This is a genomic window from uncultured Tateyamaria sp. (assembly GCF_947503705.1).
Taxonomy (GTDB): Bacteria; Pseudomonadota; Alphaproteobacteria; order Rhodobacterales; family Rhodobacteraceae; genus Tateyamaria.
On sequence record NZ_CANNES010000004.1, the window covers coordinates 159,424 to 174,214 of the forward strand.

Annotated in this window: 16 protein-coding genes; 9 read left to right on the forward strand and 7 right to left on the reverse strand. The window is 59.9% G+C overall.

Going from position 1 to position 14,791, the window contains the following annotated elements; all coding sequences use genetic code 11:
• The first annotated feature begins 41 nt into the window (after positions 1–41).
• Positions 42–182 (forward strand): hypothetical protein, encoded by a 141-nt coding sequence (locus Q1A44_RS11430; RefSeq protein WP_299624690.1) that lies wholly within the window; start codon positions 42–44, stop codon positions 180–182.
• Between the two features lie 227 nt (positions 183–409).
• Positions 410–1,159 carry a Hint domain-containing protein gene (locus tag Q1A44_RS11435; protein ID WP_299624694.1) on the forward strand — a complete coding sequence of 250 codons (750 nt, stop codon included), beginning with the start codon at positions 410–412 and terminating at the stop codon, positions 1,157–1,159.
• On the opposite strand, the gene Q1A44_RS11440 is transcribed toward Q1A44_RS11435, so the two are convergent.
• On the reverse strand, positions 1,156–1,656 hold the full coding sequence (locus Q1A44_RS11440) for an Lrp/AsnC family transcriptional regulator (protein WP_299624696.1): 501 nt from the start codon (positions 1,654–1,656) through the stop codon (positions 1,156–1,158). The genes Q1A44_RS11435 and Q1A44_RS11440 overlap by 4 nt on opposite strands.
• Positions 1,657–1,856: 200 nt before the next feature.
• Between Q1A44_RS11440 and trxB the strand changes: the two genes are divergently transcribed.
• The 3 genes from trxB (at position 1,857) to Q1A44_RS11455 (ending at position 6,875) form a co-directional block, all read left to right on the forward strand.
• Complete coding sequence (gene trxB / locus Q1A44_RS11445; RefSeq protein WP_299624699.1) at positions 1,857–2,831, forward strand: thioredoxin-disulfide reductase; 975 nt, start codon at positions 1,857–1,859, stop codon at positions 2,829–2,831.
• A 164-nt stretch (positions 2,832–2,995) separates the two neighbouring features.
• The gene (locus tag Q1A44_RS11450) at positions 2,996–4,684 is read left to right on the forward strand and encodes an adenylate/guanylate cyclase domain-containing protein (protein ID WP_299624702.1); all 1,689 of its coding nucleotides are present in this window, start codon (positions 2,996–2,998) and stop codon (positions 4,682–4,684) included.
• Between the two features lie 127 nt (positions 4,685–4,811).
• A complete protein-coding gene (locus tag Q1A44_RS11455; RefSeq protein WP_299624705.1) occupies positions 4,812–6,875 on the forward strand; it encodes a bifunctional sulfate adenylyltransferase/adenylylsulfate kinase in 2,064 nt (687 codons plus the stop codon).
• Between the two features lie 178 nt (positions 6,876–7,053).
• Here Q1A44_RS11455 and Q1A44_RS11460 read toward each other — a convergent pair whose 3' ends face one another.
• Both Q1A44_RS11460 and Q1A44_RS11465 read right to left on the reverse strand, forming a co-directional pair.
• Positions 7,054–7,278, reverse strand: a complete 225-nt coding sequence (locus Q1A44_RS11460) for a DUF1150 family protein (RefSeq protein WP_299624707.1) — start codon at positions 7,276–7,278, stop codon at positions 7,054–7,056.
• 3 nt (positions 7,279–7,281) lie between these two features.
• Complete coding sequence (locus Q1A44_RS11465; protein ID WP_299624709.1) at positions 7,282–7,692, reverse strand: Hsp20 family protein; 411 nt, start codon at positions 7,690–7,692, stop codon at positions 7,282–7,284.
• 156 nt (positions 7,693–7,848) lie between these two features.
• Between Q1A44_RS11465 and Q1A44_RS11470 the strand changes: the two genes are divergently transcribed.
• The 3 genes from Q1A44_RS11470 to Q1A44_RS11480 all read left to right on the forward strand — a co-directional run bounded on the left by Q1A44_RS11470 (position 7,849) and on the right by Q1A44_RS11480 (position 9,712).
• Complete coding sequence (locus Q1A44_RS11470; RefSeq protein WP_299624711.1) at positions 7,849–8,073, forward strand: DUF465 domain-containing protein; 225 nt, start codon at positions 7,849–7,851, stop codon at positions 8,071–8,073.
• 93 nt (positions 8,074–8,166) lie between these two features.
• Positions 8,167–8,652, forward strand: coding sequence for a 5-(carboxyamino)imidazole ribonucleotide mutase (gene purE, locus Q1A44_RS11475; protein WP_299624713.1), 486 nt, complete (start codon positions 8,167–8,169; stop codon positions 8,650–8,652).
• Entirely contained in the window at positions 8,645–9,712 is a 1,068-nt protein-coding gene (locus tag Q1A44_RS11480) for a 5-(carboxyamino)imidazole ribonucleotide synthase (protein WP_299624715.1), read from the forward strand. Before purE ends, Q1A44_RS11480 begins: the two co-directional genes overlap by 8 nt.
• A 25-nt stretch (positions 9,713–9,737) precedes the next feature.
• On the opposite strand, the gene Q1A44_RS11485 is transcribed toward Q1A44_RS11480, so the two are convergent.
• Positions 9,738–10,880 (reverse strand): alpha-D-ribose 1-methylphosphonate 5-triphosphate diphosphatase, encoded by a 1,143-nt coding sequence (locus Q1A44_RS11485; protein WP_299624717.1) that lies wholly within the window; start codon positions 10,878–10,880, stop codon positions 9,738–9,740.
• Positions 10,867–11,646 carry an alpha/beta fold hydrolase gene (locus tag Q1A44_RS11490; RefSeq protein ID WP_299624719.1) on the reverse strand — a complete coding sequence of 260 codons (780 nt, stop codon included), beginning with the start codon at positions 11,644–11,646 and terminating at the stop codon, positions 10,867–10,869. Before Q1A44_RS11490 ends, Q1A44_RS11485 begins: the two co-directional genes overlap by 14 nt.
• Before the next feature lie 30 nt (positions 11,647–11,676).
• Between Q1A44_RS11490 and Q1A44_RS11495 the strand changes: the two genes are divergently transcribed.
• On the forward strand, positions 11,677–12,171 hold the full coding sequence (locus Q1A44_RS11495) for an NUDIX hydrolase (RefSeq protein ID WP_299624721.1): 495 nt from the start codon (positions 11,677–11,679) through the stop codon (positions 12,169–12,171).
• On the opposite strand, the gene Q1A44_RS11500 is transcribed toward Q1A44_RS11495, so the two are convergent.
• Both Q1A44_RS11500 and groL read right to left on the reverse strand, forming a co-directional pair.
• Positions 12,137–12,985 carry a DMT family transporter gene (locus Q1A44_RS11500; RefSeq protein ID WP_299624723.1) on the reverse strand — a complete coding sequence of 283 codons (849 nt, stop codon included), beginning with the start codon at positions 12,983–12,985 and terminating at the stop codon, positions 12,137–12,139. The genes Q1A44_RS11495 and Q1A44_RS11500 overlap by 35 nt on opposite strands.
• A 155-nt stretch (positions 12,986–13,140) precedes the next feature.
• Positions 13,141–14,778, reverse strand: coding sequence for a chaperonin GroEL (groL, locus tag Q1A44_RS11505; protein WP_299624725.1), 1,638 nt, complete (start codon positions 14,776–14,778; stop codon positions 13,141–13,143).
• Positions 14,779–14,791 lie beyond the last annotated feature (13 nt).

Here is a 14,791-nt window from a genome sequence, read left to right on the forward strand (position 1 = left end):
CGGGCATCAGACCCAATGCAATGACGACGAGGACGCAGATCATGACCAACGCACGCTTTACCCAATCGGTGATCAAAACCGCACAGGCAACCACCACCCAGATGCCCTGGACCCGTGGTGCGCGGCGTGCCGCCTTCATCGCAAAACGCAAAGCGCCGGTAGCCCTCGCCAAATCAGCCTGAACAAAAGGCAATACGAATCAAATTGTGGCAATCGGGCGAAGGGCAGCTGCAACAATCCCTGCATGGGCGCGCCATTGGTGCGCCACTTGCGCTTAATGTCATCCATTTTTTGACAATTTGAGGTAAATCCACAAATTATCCCTCATTACTTTGACACATGGACCTGTTCCATCTGTCGTCGTCGGTGGGGGCCGACGCAGATGTGACCCAAAACGATGAGGTTACACATGCTGAACTCTGCTGCTCTGCGCGCGTCGCGTGTGGGATATGATCGTTACGCCGCGCCTATGGCCCGCCCCGATCTTCCGCCCTTGCGCACTTTCGAAGTTACCGCCCTGCGCGCTGATAACAGCCGCACAATCGCGACCTGTAAGGCGCCAGCCATCCCGCTCTTTGAGTCGGCCTTTTCGGCCTTCGCCCGTGGCGTTGTGCTCGGCAGCCCGGATGGCGGCATTGCGGTCGAAGACCTGCAACCGGGTGACTGGCTGAACACCACGACCGGCCAGCCGGCCCAAGTGCTCTGGATTGGATCGTCAAGCTTTGTGCCCGCCGACACTGGCAGACGCGTGCCACTGATCCGTATCATGGCAGACAGTTTCGGGCCTGCGCGCCCCAGTTCATTCGTCACTGTCGGTCCGGCGGCGCGGCTATTGCAAACACCGCCCAGCCTGCGCGGCACCACCGGCGGCACTGAACTACTGACCCCGGCCAGCGCTTTTGTCGACAATGTGAACGTGATCGAAGTGATTCCGCCGACGCCCATCCGGCTGTTTCACATCTGCTTGTCCCGGCACGCGGCTGTGGATGTGGGCGGAATTGCAATGGAGACCTTCCACCCTGGCATGGCGGCCACCCGTCAGGTGACCCACGCCCAGCGCGATCTGTTCCTCTCGATGTTTCCGCATATCGCCCATATCACGGATTTCGGGCCGCTCGCACACCCGCGCGCACCAGAGTTGGAAGAGGAAGTGGCCTAAGCCTCTTTGCTCAGCCGCGCTTCAAGCACACCAAACGGCACGCCGGGGGCATCCTTGGCCTGCCGGATCACAAGCGATGTCTTGACCGAGGCCACATTCGGCGTCGTCAGCAGTTCGCCGGTCAAAAAGCTCTGAAAGCTTGACAGATCAGGGGCGACGCATTTGAGGATGAAATCCACCTCGCCGTTCAGCATGTGGCATTCTCGAACCAACGGCCAGGCCCTGCAACGATCTTCAAAAGCGCTCAGATCAGCCTCCGCCTGGCTCGCCAGCCCCACGTTGGCAAAAACCTGCACCTCGAACCCCAACTCGTGCGCGTCGACGTCAGCGTGGTAGCCTTTGATATATCCGCTTTCCTCAAGGGTCCGAACGCGGCGCAGACAAGGGGGCGCGGAAATGCCCACCCGCTTGGCCAATTCCACATTGGTCATGCGGCCATCTGCCTGAAGTTCTGCGAGAATCTTGCGATCAATCGGATCGAGTCGCGTGCTGGCCATAGGTCCCCCTGAATTTGCGGTTCTTATAGCACCGCCCGAATTGCGCGCAATATTATTTCGTCAAAGCGCAACTTTTGGAAATCAGACCGCTCAAAACCCATGCAAGGCGCGCAAACCGGCCTGCCAAAATCGGGGTTCAAACCACGCGCACCTGCGTCTATATCAACCGGGCTGCACACCAATGGACCGGGGGTTACCACATGGCCGAGACGAAACGCACCAAAGTTCTGATCATCGGCTCTGGCCCTGCGGGCTATACGGCAGGCGTTTATGCCAGCCGCGCCATGCTGAACCCGATCCTGGTCCAAGGCATCGAACCGGGCGGTCAACTTACCACGACGACCGAGGTCGAAAACTGGCCGGGCGACACAGAGGTGCAAGGCCCGGATCTGATGGTCCGCATGCAGGATCACGCCAAGGCCATGGGCTGTGAGATTATCGGCGACATCATCACATCCGTCGATTTTTCGAAACGACCTTTCGTGGCACAATCCGACAGCGGCACCGAATATGTGGCCGATGCGATCATCCTGGCGACGGGTGCGCGGGCGAAATGGCTGGGCCTGCCGTCTGAGGAAAAGTTCAAGGGCTTTGGCGTGAGTGCCTGTGCCACCTGCGATGGGTTTTTCTATCGCGGACAGGAAATCGTCGTGATCGGTGGTGGCAACACGGCCGTGGAAGAGGCTCTGTTTTTGACCAATTTCGCGTCCAAAGTGACGCTTATCCACCGCCGCGACGAATTGCGCGCGGAAAAAATCCTGATCGACCGGCTTATGAAAAACCCCAAGATCGAACCACTGTGGTTTCATGAGTTGGACGAGGTCTATGGCACCGACAGCCCGTTGGGCGTTGAAGGGATCAAGGTCAAGCACATCAAGACAGGCGAGATTACCGACATCCCGGCCAAGGGCGTATTCGTCGCGATCGGACACGCGCCCGCCAACGAGTTGGTCAAGGACGTGCTTGAGACCCACATGGGCGGCTATGTGGTCACCAAACCAGACAGCACCGAAACCTCGATCCCTGGCGTATTTGCCGCGGGTGACCTAACAGACCATAAATACCGTCAGGCGGTGACGTCTGCCGGCATGGGCTGTATGGCCGCGTTGGAGGCAGAACGGTTCATCGCTGAAAACGAAACCGAGGCCGATCCGATGCCCGCCGTGGCAGAGTAAACCCGGGCCGGCCGTCCTCTGTTCAAAAGCCTTCGGGAAAACCAGCACGACCCGTGGGGCAAACCCCCATTCAAATGCACAGATAAAGTGCAGCAATGACCTGTTGACGCCTCACATCCCAGCGGCCACCCTGCCCGCGTAGCGTCAACAGGCTAGGAAGCAGTATGGCAAGCGCGCTTTGGCGCGGCAGTTGGGCCGCGCGGATACGGATCGGTTCAGGTCTCATTCTAATGCTCTATGTGACGCTGCATCTGTTGAATGTGGCCTCCGTTCTGATTTCACCGGAATTTGCCAATGCCTTTCAGGATGCGCGGCTTGCCCTCACGCGTAGCGATGCAGGCGAAGCTGTTGTTGGGCTGGCCCTTTTGGCGCATCTCGTGCTGGCGCTTTACAAGATCATCGCGCGCCGGTCGCTCAGGATGTCGGCCACCGATGCGATCCAGATCGTCTTTGGCGTGACCATTCCGCTGATCCTCGCCAGCCATGTGATCTATACCCATATCGCCGCCGAAGCCTTGGGCGTCGAGACGCGGCTGGGTTATCTGACGACGCTGATCTGGAACACGGCCGATGGGTGGATGCAGATTGTGCTGATGGCCATCACGTGGATCCACGGCGTCATTGGCCTGCATATGTGGCTGCGGATCACGGCATGGTGGCAACGTTCCATGCCGTGGTTGTTGGCTGTTGCCGTCCTGATCCCGACCTTGGCCACCCTCGGCTTTGTCAGTGCCGGACGGCTGCTGACTGAAGTGTTACAAGACCCCGAGACGCGCGCCATGGCCTTTGAAGCCTGGAATTTCCCCGACCGGCAAGGCTTTGACCTGTTGGCTGCCATCGATGATCGGGCGGATCAGGTGATGTGGGTCGCCCTTGCGGTCTTGATCGCCGCTGTAGCGCTGCGCCAGATCGTGGCCGCCGTGCGCAAACCCGTGCGGATCACCTATGTAGACGGGCCATCCGTGCGCGCGGCGCGGGGCCAGACAATTCTGGAAACGTCTCGGGCTTCCGGCGTGGATCATACCGCGCTTTGCGGTGGGCGCGGGCGTTGCACGACCTGCCGGGTGATTGTCGAGGATGGTTTGGACGATCTGCCGCCGCCTTCTACCGCCGAGGCGCGCACGCTTGCCGCGGTGGGCGCGCCGCCCAATGCGCGGCTGGCCTGTCAGGTGCGACCTACGGGGCCCACGACCGTTTTTCGCGTTTTTCGCGAAGACGGCAAGCGCAGCCGGGCCCACGCAAGCCAGGGCAAGGAGGCGCAATTGGCGATCCTCTTTCTCGACATGCGCGGCTTTACTGCGCGGACCCATGGCCAGCTGCCCTATGACGTGGTGTTTCTGCTCAACCGTTTTTTTGACGAGATTGTGCCGCCGATCACCGCCGCAGGCGGGACGGTCGACAAATATCTCGGCGACGGTCTGATGGCGGTGTTTGAAACCGACACGCCCCGCGCATCGGCGCGGGCCGCTCTCAAGGCGGTCAAGGGGATCGCCACTGCGCTTGCCGCGTTCAACAAGACCCTTTCGGATGAGGGCAGCGATACTGTCGCCATCGGCATGGGGGTGCATCTGGGAAATGTCGTGCTTGGCGAGATCGGCGCACGCGGCCAGGCCCCCCGCACACTGATCGGGGACACGGTCAACACCGCTTCGCGACTCGAAGGCCAGACCAAGGACCTGGGCGTGCAGGTCATCCTGTCTCAAGACGTGCTGAAGGCGGCGGACCTGCAGGCCGCGCCGGATGCCCTCGTTTCGCTCGAACTGCGCGGGCGTGACACGGCCCTGGCAGCCTTGCCCATCAAGGATGCCACCACGTTGCGCGATCATCTCTCGCAATCTGCACCTGCGGTCTGATTTCGGCCGTTGCCAATTAACCACGGTGGCAGAAAACTGGCGCGCTCCAAAGATTGTTCTTGGTTGAACACACTTTTTCTGACATGTGTTCACGCGTGAACGATTGCCAGTAACCCCGAGCGACCCAATGACACCCCCAAAGGCCAACCCAGAGCATGAAGACCAGCTGTTTCGGCTGCTGCGTCAGCTTGATCAGGGGCCGCAAGGCTCGCAACGCGCCACGGCGCAGGCCATTGGTGTATCGCTTGGCCGGTTCAACGCGCTGTTGCGCGAGGCGACGCAGGCGGGCTTTGTCTCTGTCGGTGATCTGGACGGCCCTGACAAGCGCCAGCGCTATGCCTATTCGCTCACAACCCGCGGTGCCGCAGAAAAAAACCGCCTCACCGACCAGTTTCTTGCCCGCAAGTTTGCCGAATATGACGCGATCTACGCCGAACTGACGGGCACTACCTCCGGCTTTAACCCTATTACCCACAGGAACAAATTGATGGAAAACAACCTCGCTCCGATCCCCGAGCTTTACGTGTCATATGACAGCGCACAAAAGCTGAAAACCGAAGCCGGCAACCTGACCAGCTGGGACCTGACACCGCGCCAGATCTGCGATCTTGAGCTGCTGATGAACGGCGGCTTCAACCCGCTCAAAGGGTTCATGTCCGAGGCCGATTACAATGGTGTCGTTGACAACATGCGCACCACCGATGGCGCTCTCTGGCCCATGCCAATCACGCTGGATGTCAATGACGCCTTCGCCGAAAGCCTTGAGATCGGCCAGGATATCGCCCTGCGCGATCAGGAAGGCGTGATCCTCGCAACCATGACCGTGACCGACCGTTGGGAGCCCAACAAGGCACACGAGGCCGAAAAAGTCTTTGGCGCCGATGACGACGCGCACCCTGCGGTGAACTACCTGCACAACCAAGCTGGCAAAATTTACCTCGGCGGTCCCGTCACAGGCATCCAACAGCCGGTACACTATGACTTCCGGGGGCGCCGCGACACACCCAACGAATTGCGCGCCTATTTCCGCAAAATGGGCTGGCGCAAGGTTGTTGCTTTCCAGACCCGCAACCCGCTGCACCGTGCGCACCAGGAACTGACGTTCCGCGCCGCGCGCGAGGCGCAGGCCAACCTGCTGATCCACCCCGTTGTCGGCCTGACCAAACCGGGCGACGTCGATCACTTCACCCGCGTACGCTGCTACGAGGCTGTTCTGGACAAGTACCCCCAAGCAACAACTTCCATGTCCCTGCTGAACCTGGCGATGCGCATGGCGGGCCCCCGCGAGGCGGTCTGGCACGGCCTGATCCGTAAAAACCACGGCTGCACCCACTTTATCGTCGGTCGCGACCACGCGGGCCCTGGCAAGAACTCAGCGGGCGAAGATTTCTACGGCCCCTATGACGCCCAAGACCTCTTTCGCGAGCATCAGGAAGAGATGGGCATCGAAATGGTCGACTTCAAACACATGGTTTGGGTCCAGGAACGCGCGCAATACGAGGCCATCGACGAGATCAAGGACAAGGATGACATCACCATCCTCAATATCTCGGGCACCGAACTGCGCCGACGTCTGCAAGAGGGTCTTGAGATCCCCGAGTGGTTCTCCTTCCCCGAAGTGGTCAAGGAACTGCGCCGCACGAAACCGCCACGGGCACAGCAGGGCTTTACCGTGTTCTTCACTGGTTTTTCCGGCTCGGGCAAATCCACCATCGCCAACGCCTTGATGGTCAAGTTGATGGAAATGGGTGGCCGCCCTGTGACGCTTCTGGATGGCGACATCGTGCGCAAAAACCTGTCCTCCGAACTGGGGTTCAGCAAAGAGCACCGTGACCTCAACATCCGTCGCATCGGATACGTGGCCTCAGAGATTACTAAGAACGGTGGCATTGCCATCTGTGCGCCTATCGCACCTTATGCGACCACTCGTCGGGCCGTACGTGAAGACATCGAAGCCTTTGGCGCCTTCGTCGAAGTGCACGTGGCTACATCCATCGAGGAATGTGAGCGCCGGGACCGCAAGGGCCTTTACAAGCTGGCACGAGAAGGCAAGATCAAGGAATTCACAGGCATTTCAGACCCTTATGACGTCCCTGCGAACCCTGAGCTGAGCGTTGAGACCGAGAATGTGGACGTCGACAATTGCGCCCACCAGGTTCTGCTCAAACTGGAATCGATGGGCTTGATCTAAGCCAGAGTATGGCGCATCGAAAAGCGCATTACCGTTAAAACACAAAAGGGGTCCGCTGTTCAGGCGGGCCCCTTTTTTTCCTCAATCGCAGCTGGCGTTACAGAATTGCTTGTGCGGCCAGTAACAGAACAGCCTGGCTCAAGCGCAAGGCCCTGGCCGAGTTGGGGCCAATCAGGGATCAATGCAACGGTTGTGGCGCGTAGTCGTTCTGCACCGCCAAGGCAAAGGCCAGTTTGCGGTCAGCCACCAGGGCCAATTGCTGGCCTTCCGCGTCATGCACGGCAAAGAGCTGTTCCAACTCACCCGCCTGAGCGCGCACATCCTGAGGCAAAGCATCGACCGAGATCGGTTTGACATAGACCATCCGACCCACATCCGCGTTCAAATCATATGGCGTATTCATGACTTATCCTTTCCGTATGTTGATGGTCTGCACAATCGTTTCAGGCTTGGAGCGGGTCAGATCCACGTGCAGCAGACCGTTCTCCATCACAGCTTCACCCACGTCCACGCCGTCCGCCAACACAAAACTGCGTTGAAACTGCCGTCCGGCGATGCCGCGATGCAAAAATACGCGCCCTTCAGTGTCATCGCTCTGTCGGCCCCGGATGACCAACTGGCGATCCTCAACGGTGATGGACAGGTCAGATTCCGCGAAACCGGCAACCGCAAGCGTGATGCGGTAAGAGTAGTCGGAGGTTTGTTCGATGTTAAACGGCGGATAGCCTTCGCTGCCCTTGGCAGTGCGTTCCAGTAGCCGTTCAAGTTGCTCGAACCCAAGCATATGTGGGTAAGAGGCGAGAGTCATTTTCGTCATAAGACACGTCCTTTGATGCAAGCGACAGTCATTTGTCCGCCCCGTTTTGGCGACGAACAATTTTAATATGGGTGGAAAGCATGTTCGGAACAAGGTCTAGGCGCATCGCAGTGGCGTGATTATATTAAGGGCTCTGCAACGGCTTGGAATCATACAATGAACGCTCCTTCTGATCTGTCTATGAAAGCTGACGAAGTGCTGCGCGTCGAATTGGAGGTGTTTCGCCGCGAACATCGCGACCTGGATGATGCCATCCGCGCCCTGCAGGAACGCAGCACTGCGGATCAGCTCACCATTCAGCGGCTGAAAAAGAAAAAACTGCGCCTGAAGGACATGATTTCCAACATCGAAGACCGGTTGACCCCCGACATCATCGCCTGATTGTGTGCGCTGCGCTGTGGCGATTTCGGAAACGATTGCACTTGATCCCAAACCCCCTATATTTCGCGCTTTCTGTTGGGCGGGGAACGCGACATGACGGTACGGGTGGGGATAATCATGGGCAGTCAATCCGACTGGCCGACCATGCGCGAAGCCGCTGAAATACTTGACGCATTGAACGTCCCCTACGAGGCGCGGATCGTGTCCGCGCACCGCACCCCCGACCGGCTTTGGGACTATGGCAAGACGGCCGTGGATCGCGGATTGCAGGTCATCATCGCGGGGGCGGGCGGGGCCGCGCATCTGCCCGGCATGATGGCGTCGAAAACCCGGGTGCCGGTGATTGGCGTACCGGTTCAGACCAGGGCGCTTTCGGGCGTCGACTCGCTCTACTCCATCCTTCAGATGCCGCGCGGTTTTCCGGTGGCGACCATGGCCATCGGGGCCGCTGGGGCCGCAAATGCGGGGCTAATGGCGGCGGGCATTCTGGCCCTGAACGATCCTGATCTGGCCGCTCGCCTGGACACATGGCGCGCCGATCTTTCAGCCTCGATCCCAGAGGAGCCCCGTGATGACTGAACCGCTGGCCCAAGGCGCGACCATAGGCATTCTTGGCGGCGGTCAATTGGGCCGGATGCTGGCGGTTGCGGCGGCCCGTCTAGGCTTCAAAACCCACATTTTTGAGCCCGGCGCCATGCCCCCTGCCGGTGACGTGGCCCACATGGTGACGACGGCCGCCTACGAGGACAACGACGCGCTGTTTGCCTTTGCCACCACTGTTGACGTGATTACCTATGAATTCGAGAATATCCCGACCCTGACGCTGGATGCGCTTGAGGATCACGCACCGATCCGCCCGGGCCGCGAAGCGCTGAGAGTCAGCCAGGACCGCTTGGTCGAAAAGGATTTCCTCGCCGGGCTTGGCCTGAAAACGGCTCCCTATGCTGATGTACCGGACATGCCTGCGCTGGCCACAGCCCTTGCCCAAATCGGCGCGCCCGCGATCCTGAAAACACGCCGCTTTGGCTATGACGGCAAGGGCCAGGCCCGGATCATGAATGCGTCAGAGGCAGGTCGCGCTCTCGCCGACATGAAAGACGCCCCCGCCATCCTTGAAGGTTTCGTGGAGTTCAGCCACGAAGTTTCCGTGATTGCAGCGCGCGGACCGGATGGCTCGGTCGCCTGCTATGATCCCGGTGAAAACGTGCACAAAAATGGCATCTTGCACACGACCACCCTGCCCGCGCGGCTCAGCGCGAGCCAGCGCACCGATGCGATTTTGATCGCCGCCAACATCCTGAACGCCTTGGATTATGTGGGCGTGATGGGGGTCGAGCTTTTCGTCACGCCCCAAGGTTTGATCGTGAACGAGATTGCACCGCGGGTGCACAATTCTGGGCACTGGACGCAGAATGGCTGCGCCGTGGATCAGTTTGAACAGCATATTCGGGCAGTGGCTGGTTGGCCCTTGGGCGACGGCAAACGGCATACGGATGTGGTGATGGAAAACCTGATCGGTGACGATATCGACCGGGTGGCAGAGATCGCGCGCGAACCAAATGCGGCATTGCACCTTTATGGCAAGGCAGAGGCGCGACCGGGCCGCAAGATGGGGCACGTGAACCGGGTGCAAACCTGACCGCACAGCCTTGTCGGGCGGTTTTTCAGCCCGCCAGGAACCGGTCTGCTACGTCGCCGGACATGTAACTGACGCGGCCGCCCGACAGCGTCGCGGCAACGCGGTCTTTTACATCCAAAACAACGATATCGGCCCGTTGCCCGGGCACAAGTGTTCCACGGTCGGTCAAACCCAGCACCCGCGCAGGCCCAGACGACACAAGCGCCCAGGCATCGGCAAAATCCAAGACACCGCTTTGCGCAAGCATCAAGGCCGCGCGGCGCGGCGATGGATAGTGATAATCAGACGCCAAGGCGTCACAAAGCCCCATCATGACAAGATCCAGGGCCGATGCGTTGCCCTTATGCGACCCGCCCCGCACCAGATTTGGGGCACCCAGCACAATCGCATCGCCCCCCGCACGCGCGGCTTCCGCTGCACCCTGCGTCTCGGGGAACTCGGCCACTGCCGCACCCCGCGCCCGCCAAGCGGTGCGCTGCGCATCTGTGTTGTCATCATGGCTGCCAATCCGAACACCCGCAGCCAAAAGTGCGGAACAGAGCGGGGCCAGTGCCTCGTCTACCGCATCGGAACGCGCGTGCAAATCAAGCAGCATCTGAAAATGCGCCTCCGGGTTGCGACCAGCCTTTAAAGCCTGCCCGGTAATGCGAGGTGGCTTGCGCCCTTCGGCCAGCCGGTCGTGGGGTAAATGATCGTTGAACACGACATATTCAACACCCCAACGGGCCACATGCCCCGGCAAATCATCATAAAGGTCGAGCATATGCGTCTCGAACCGCAATTGCGGGCGTAGGTCGGTGACCAGATCGGGGCCGACCTCGGCCATGGCCGTGAACACCTGATCCGCAAATTCATAGCCGCGCAGCCCACCTTCCCAGCTTACAAATTGCGCCAGAACACCGGTGGTAATCCCATTAGCGGCCAGCTCCGCTTCGGCGGCGCGCAACCCCTCGCCCATTTGCTTCATCGCGCCGCGGCGCGGGGCAAGGTGCCGCTCGAAACCGTCACCATGCACATCCACAATGCCGGGCAAGACGCGATAGCCGCTTAGATCAACGGCGCGGCCACCCTCTTGCGACACCACTAAACCGTCCGAAATCGACAAGGGCGCATGGGACAAGCCAGAGGGAAGCAAAACCTCTGCTCCCACAAAATCAATTGTCAGCATTCCGCCCGTCCCCTTGAAAGCAGTTGCCGTCCGGGCAGCCAAGTTGGTCCAACACAGCGTCGACCCAGCGCAGATCGCGGTCAAACGCGCCTGTGCGCAAGAAGGCCAGGACCTGCACGATGACATTGGGATTGTTCATCATGAACGTATGTGTGACGGGCAAAGTCAGGTGGTCCGCCATGCCTGCAACGGGCGTCGCCAGAACAGACACTTTACCGTCATCACGTCCGGGCAAAAGTGCCGAAAATACCGGGTTCAAAGATTGATCACCCGCAATCACACCAACAGGGTAATCTACCGCAGGCAGGCGCCGCGGCAGGCTATCAGGCCCAGTGCCAAGTTGCCCACCGGCGGGGCCATTAAGCCAGCCAAAGACTTCAAGATCGCCCAACGCATCCACGACTTCACTGCCACGATTGGGCGGCCCTAGCATGACAACCCGGCCCAGCTTGGCGGGCCGGGGATGGTTGGCAAACCAATAGCGGACCATGATGCCGCCCATGGAATGAGTCACGAAATGCACCGTCTCGGAACCGCAAGCGGCCATCGCATTCGGGATCACGTCCGCGGCGAGGGTCTGCACCGTTTCCGATGTTGACGGATAGCCGGGGCGGACCACGCCAAAACCTTCAGCCAGCAACGCTTGCTCCATCAACAAGAAGGACGCTTCGGTCCGCGCAAGTCCGTGCAGCAGGATCACACACTCGGCCCGTGCGACCCCCACTGTCATCATCAAACCAAAACAAAGGGCAAAAACCTGTCTCATACCGCTTGAGATACCCCCAACCGCCGGCCTATGGAATGGAAACCCGCCGTCAATTCCTGTGAAAGTCCGCCCATGCGCCCCAAATCACCACGTCTTGCCGTTCGGGCCATCATTGTCGAAGACGGTCGCATTCTGATGGTCAACGCCTGGCACACCGCCAAAAGCGCGTTGATGTGCGCCCCCGGTGGCGGGGTGGAGGTAGGCAGCAGCCTGCCAGACAACCTGGCCCGCGAGGTACACGAGGAAACGGGCCTGACAATCACCGTGGGCGCGCCCTGTCTGGTCAACGAATACCACGATGCTCCCAGTCAGTTTCATCAGGTCGAAGTATTCTTTCGCTGCACCATCGTACCCGGTACGGCCCGCCCCGACGTCTGGACCGACAGCGAGGCCGTGGTCACCGAACGGCGCTGGCTGACACATGCGGAATTGGCCGAAACACTGCACAAGCCCGACAGTCTGGGCGCTGTGGCATTTGGCGCAGACGGCCCTAGCTACGATCCGCTTGAGCCTTTGGCGACGTAACGGCCAGTGCAATCCCGCCCAGCACCAGGACCGCGGCAATCACGATAATAAAGGTAATGGGCTCGCCTAAAAGCAACGCTCCGGCCAGAATGGCGATAATCGGCACGCTCAGTTGCACGATGGCTGCCGTTTGCCCCTCCAACTGTGGAAGAACAAAGTACCAAAGGGCATAGCCCAGACCCGATGTCACGGCGCCTGACACAATGGCCAGCGCGACACCGGACGGGGCCGCGTGCAGGCCCGACCCCACCAGCAACACCGCAAGCAACGGCATCGCAACCACGAAATTCGCGGCTGTCGCGGCCAGCGGATCGCGCGCGCCCTTACCCGCCAGCGTGTAGGCGGCCCATCCAAGGCCCGCGATCACCATCAGGATCGTGCCCGACGCATCGCCCCCGCCCCAGTCGCGGGGCCAAAGCACCAGCAACAACCCCGCAAAGGCGACCCCTGCCCCGGTCAGTTGGCGCATCGTCGGCTGCGCGCCACGCAAGGCGGACCAGCCAAACATGGTCACTTGGACCGTACCGAACAGGATCAACGCCCCAAGCCCCGCATCCAATGTCGCGTAGGCCAGCGAAAAGCCGATCATATAGGCGGCCAGACTGATCGCCCCCATGGCCCGCCCCGGAGCCCACAAAGGCAGACCACCGCCCCGCACTGTCAGGATCATGCATAGGGCCAGCGCACCAGACAGAACGCGGATCATGGCAAAGCTGGATGGATCAATGGCCCCACTGTCGACCGCCATCCGATTGAGGACCGAATTGGAGGCAAAGGCAATCATGGTGAGGCAAGTAAGCAGGATCAGACGCATGTCGCGGACCTTGCGCCACGCATTGGACAAGCGCAACTCATGTTGCCGTGAAAAACCGAATGAAGTGCGGACAACGCTCTGCGTACAGGCCGCGCATGAAAAAGGGCCGCGAAAACGCGGCCCTTTACCAGTATTCACAGTGATGAAGCCAAAGCTTACATCATGCCGCCCATGCCGCCCATGTCGGGCATTGCAGGTGCGCCGCCACCGTCCTTGGCAGGCTTGTCTGCAACCATGGCTTCGGTGGTGACCAGAAGGCCCGCAACCGATGCCGCATCTTGCAGCGCCGTACGCACAACTTTGGCAGGGTCGATCACGCCGAACTTGAACATGTCACCGTATTCTTCGGTCTGCGCGTTGAAGCCAAAGCTCTTGTCATCGCTCTCGCGGATTTTGCCCGCAACAACCGAACCGTCAACGCCGGAGTTTTCGGCGATCTGGCGCAGAGGCGCTTCGATAGCCTTGCGGATGATGTTGATGCCTACATCCTGGTCCGAGTTGGCGCCTTTGAGGTCTGCCAGCGACTTGCCTGCCTGAACCAGAGCAACACCACCACCAACAACAACGCCTTCTTGAACAGCGGCGCGTGTCGCGTTCAGAGCATCATCAACGCGGTCTTTGCGCTCTTTGACTTCCACTTCGGACATGCCGCCGACGCGGATAACGGCAACACCGCCAGCCAGCTTGGCCACACGCTCTTGCAGTTTCTCACGGTCGTAGTCGGATGTGGTTTCTTCGATCTGGCCCCGGATCTGGGCTACGCGTGCCTCGATCTCGGCTTTCGCACCATTTCCGTCGATGACCGTGGTCTCGTCCTTCGTGATCTGGATGCGCTTGGCGGTGCCCAGCATGTCCATTGTCACCGACTCCAGCTTCATGCCGAGGTCTTCGGAAATCACCTGGCCTCCGGTCAGGATCGCGATGTCCTGCAACATGGCTTTGCGACGATCGCCGAAACCAGGTGCTTTGACAGCTGCGATTTTCAGACCGCCGCGCAGTTTGTTGACAACCAGAGTAGCCAGCGCTTCGCCTTCAACGTCTTCGGCGATGATCAGCAGAGGCTTTTGCGACTGGATCACGGACTCAAGCAGAGGCACCATGGGCTGCAGCGACGAGAGTTTTTTCTCGTGCAGCAGGATCATGCAGTCTTCCAGCTCGGTCGTCATCTTGTCGGCGTTGGTCACAAAGTAAGGCGACAGGTAGCCGCGGTCGAACTGCATGCCTTCCACAACATCGGTCTCTGTTTCCAAACCTTTGTTTTCTTCGACGGTGATCACACCTTCGTTGCCGACTTTCTGCATCGCGTCAGCGATCTGGCGGCCGATTTCAGCTTCGCCGTTGGCAGAGATCGTGCCGACCTGAGCCACTTCGTCACTGTCGGAAACGGGGCGGGACGCCGCTTTGATGGCTTCGACAACCTTGGCCGTTGCCAGGTCGATGCCGCGCTTGAGGTCCATCGGGTTCATGCCGGCGGCAACCGATTTCATGCCTTCCTTGACGATGGCCTGAGCCAGAACAGTGGCGGTTGTTGTGCCGTCGCCTGCTTCGTCATTGGTGCGGCTGGCCACTTCTTTGACCATTTGAGCGCCCATGTTCTCGAACTTGTCTTCCAGTTCGATTTCCTTGGCGACCGATACACCGTCTTTGGTGATGCGGGGTGCACCGAAGGATTTGTCCAGAACCACGTTACGGCCTTTGGGGCCCAGTGTGACTTTGACAGCGTTGGCAAGTGTGTTCACGCCAGCCAGCATGCGATTGCGGGCATCTGTGTCGAATTTGACGTCCTTAGCCATGTGTTATCTCCTT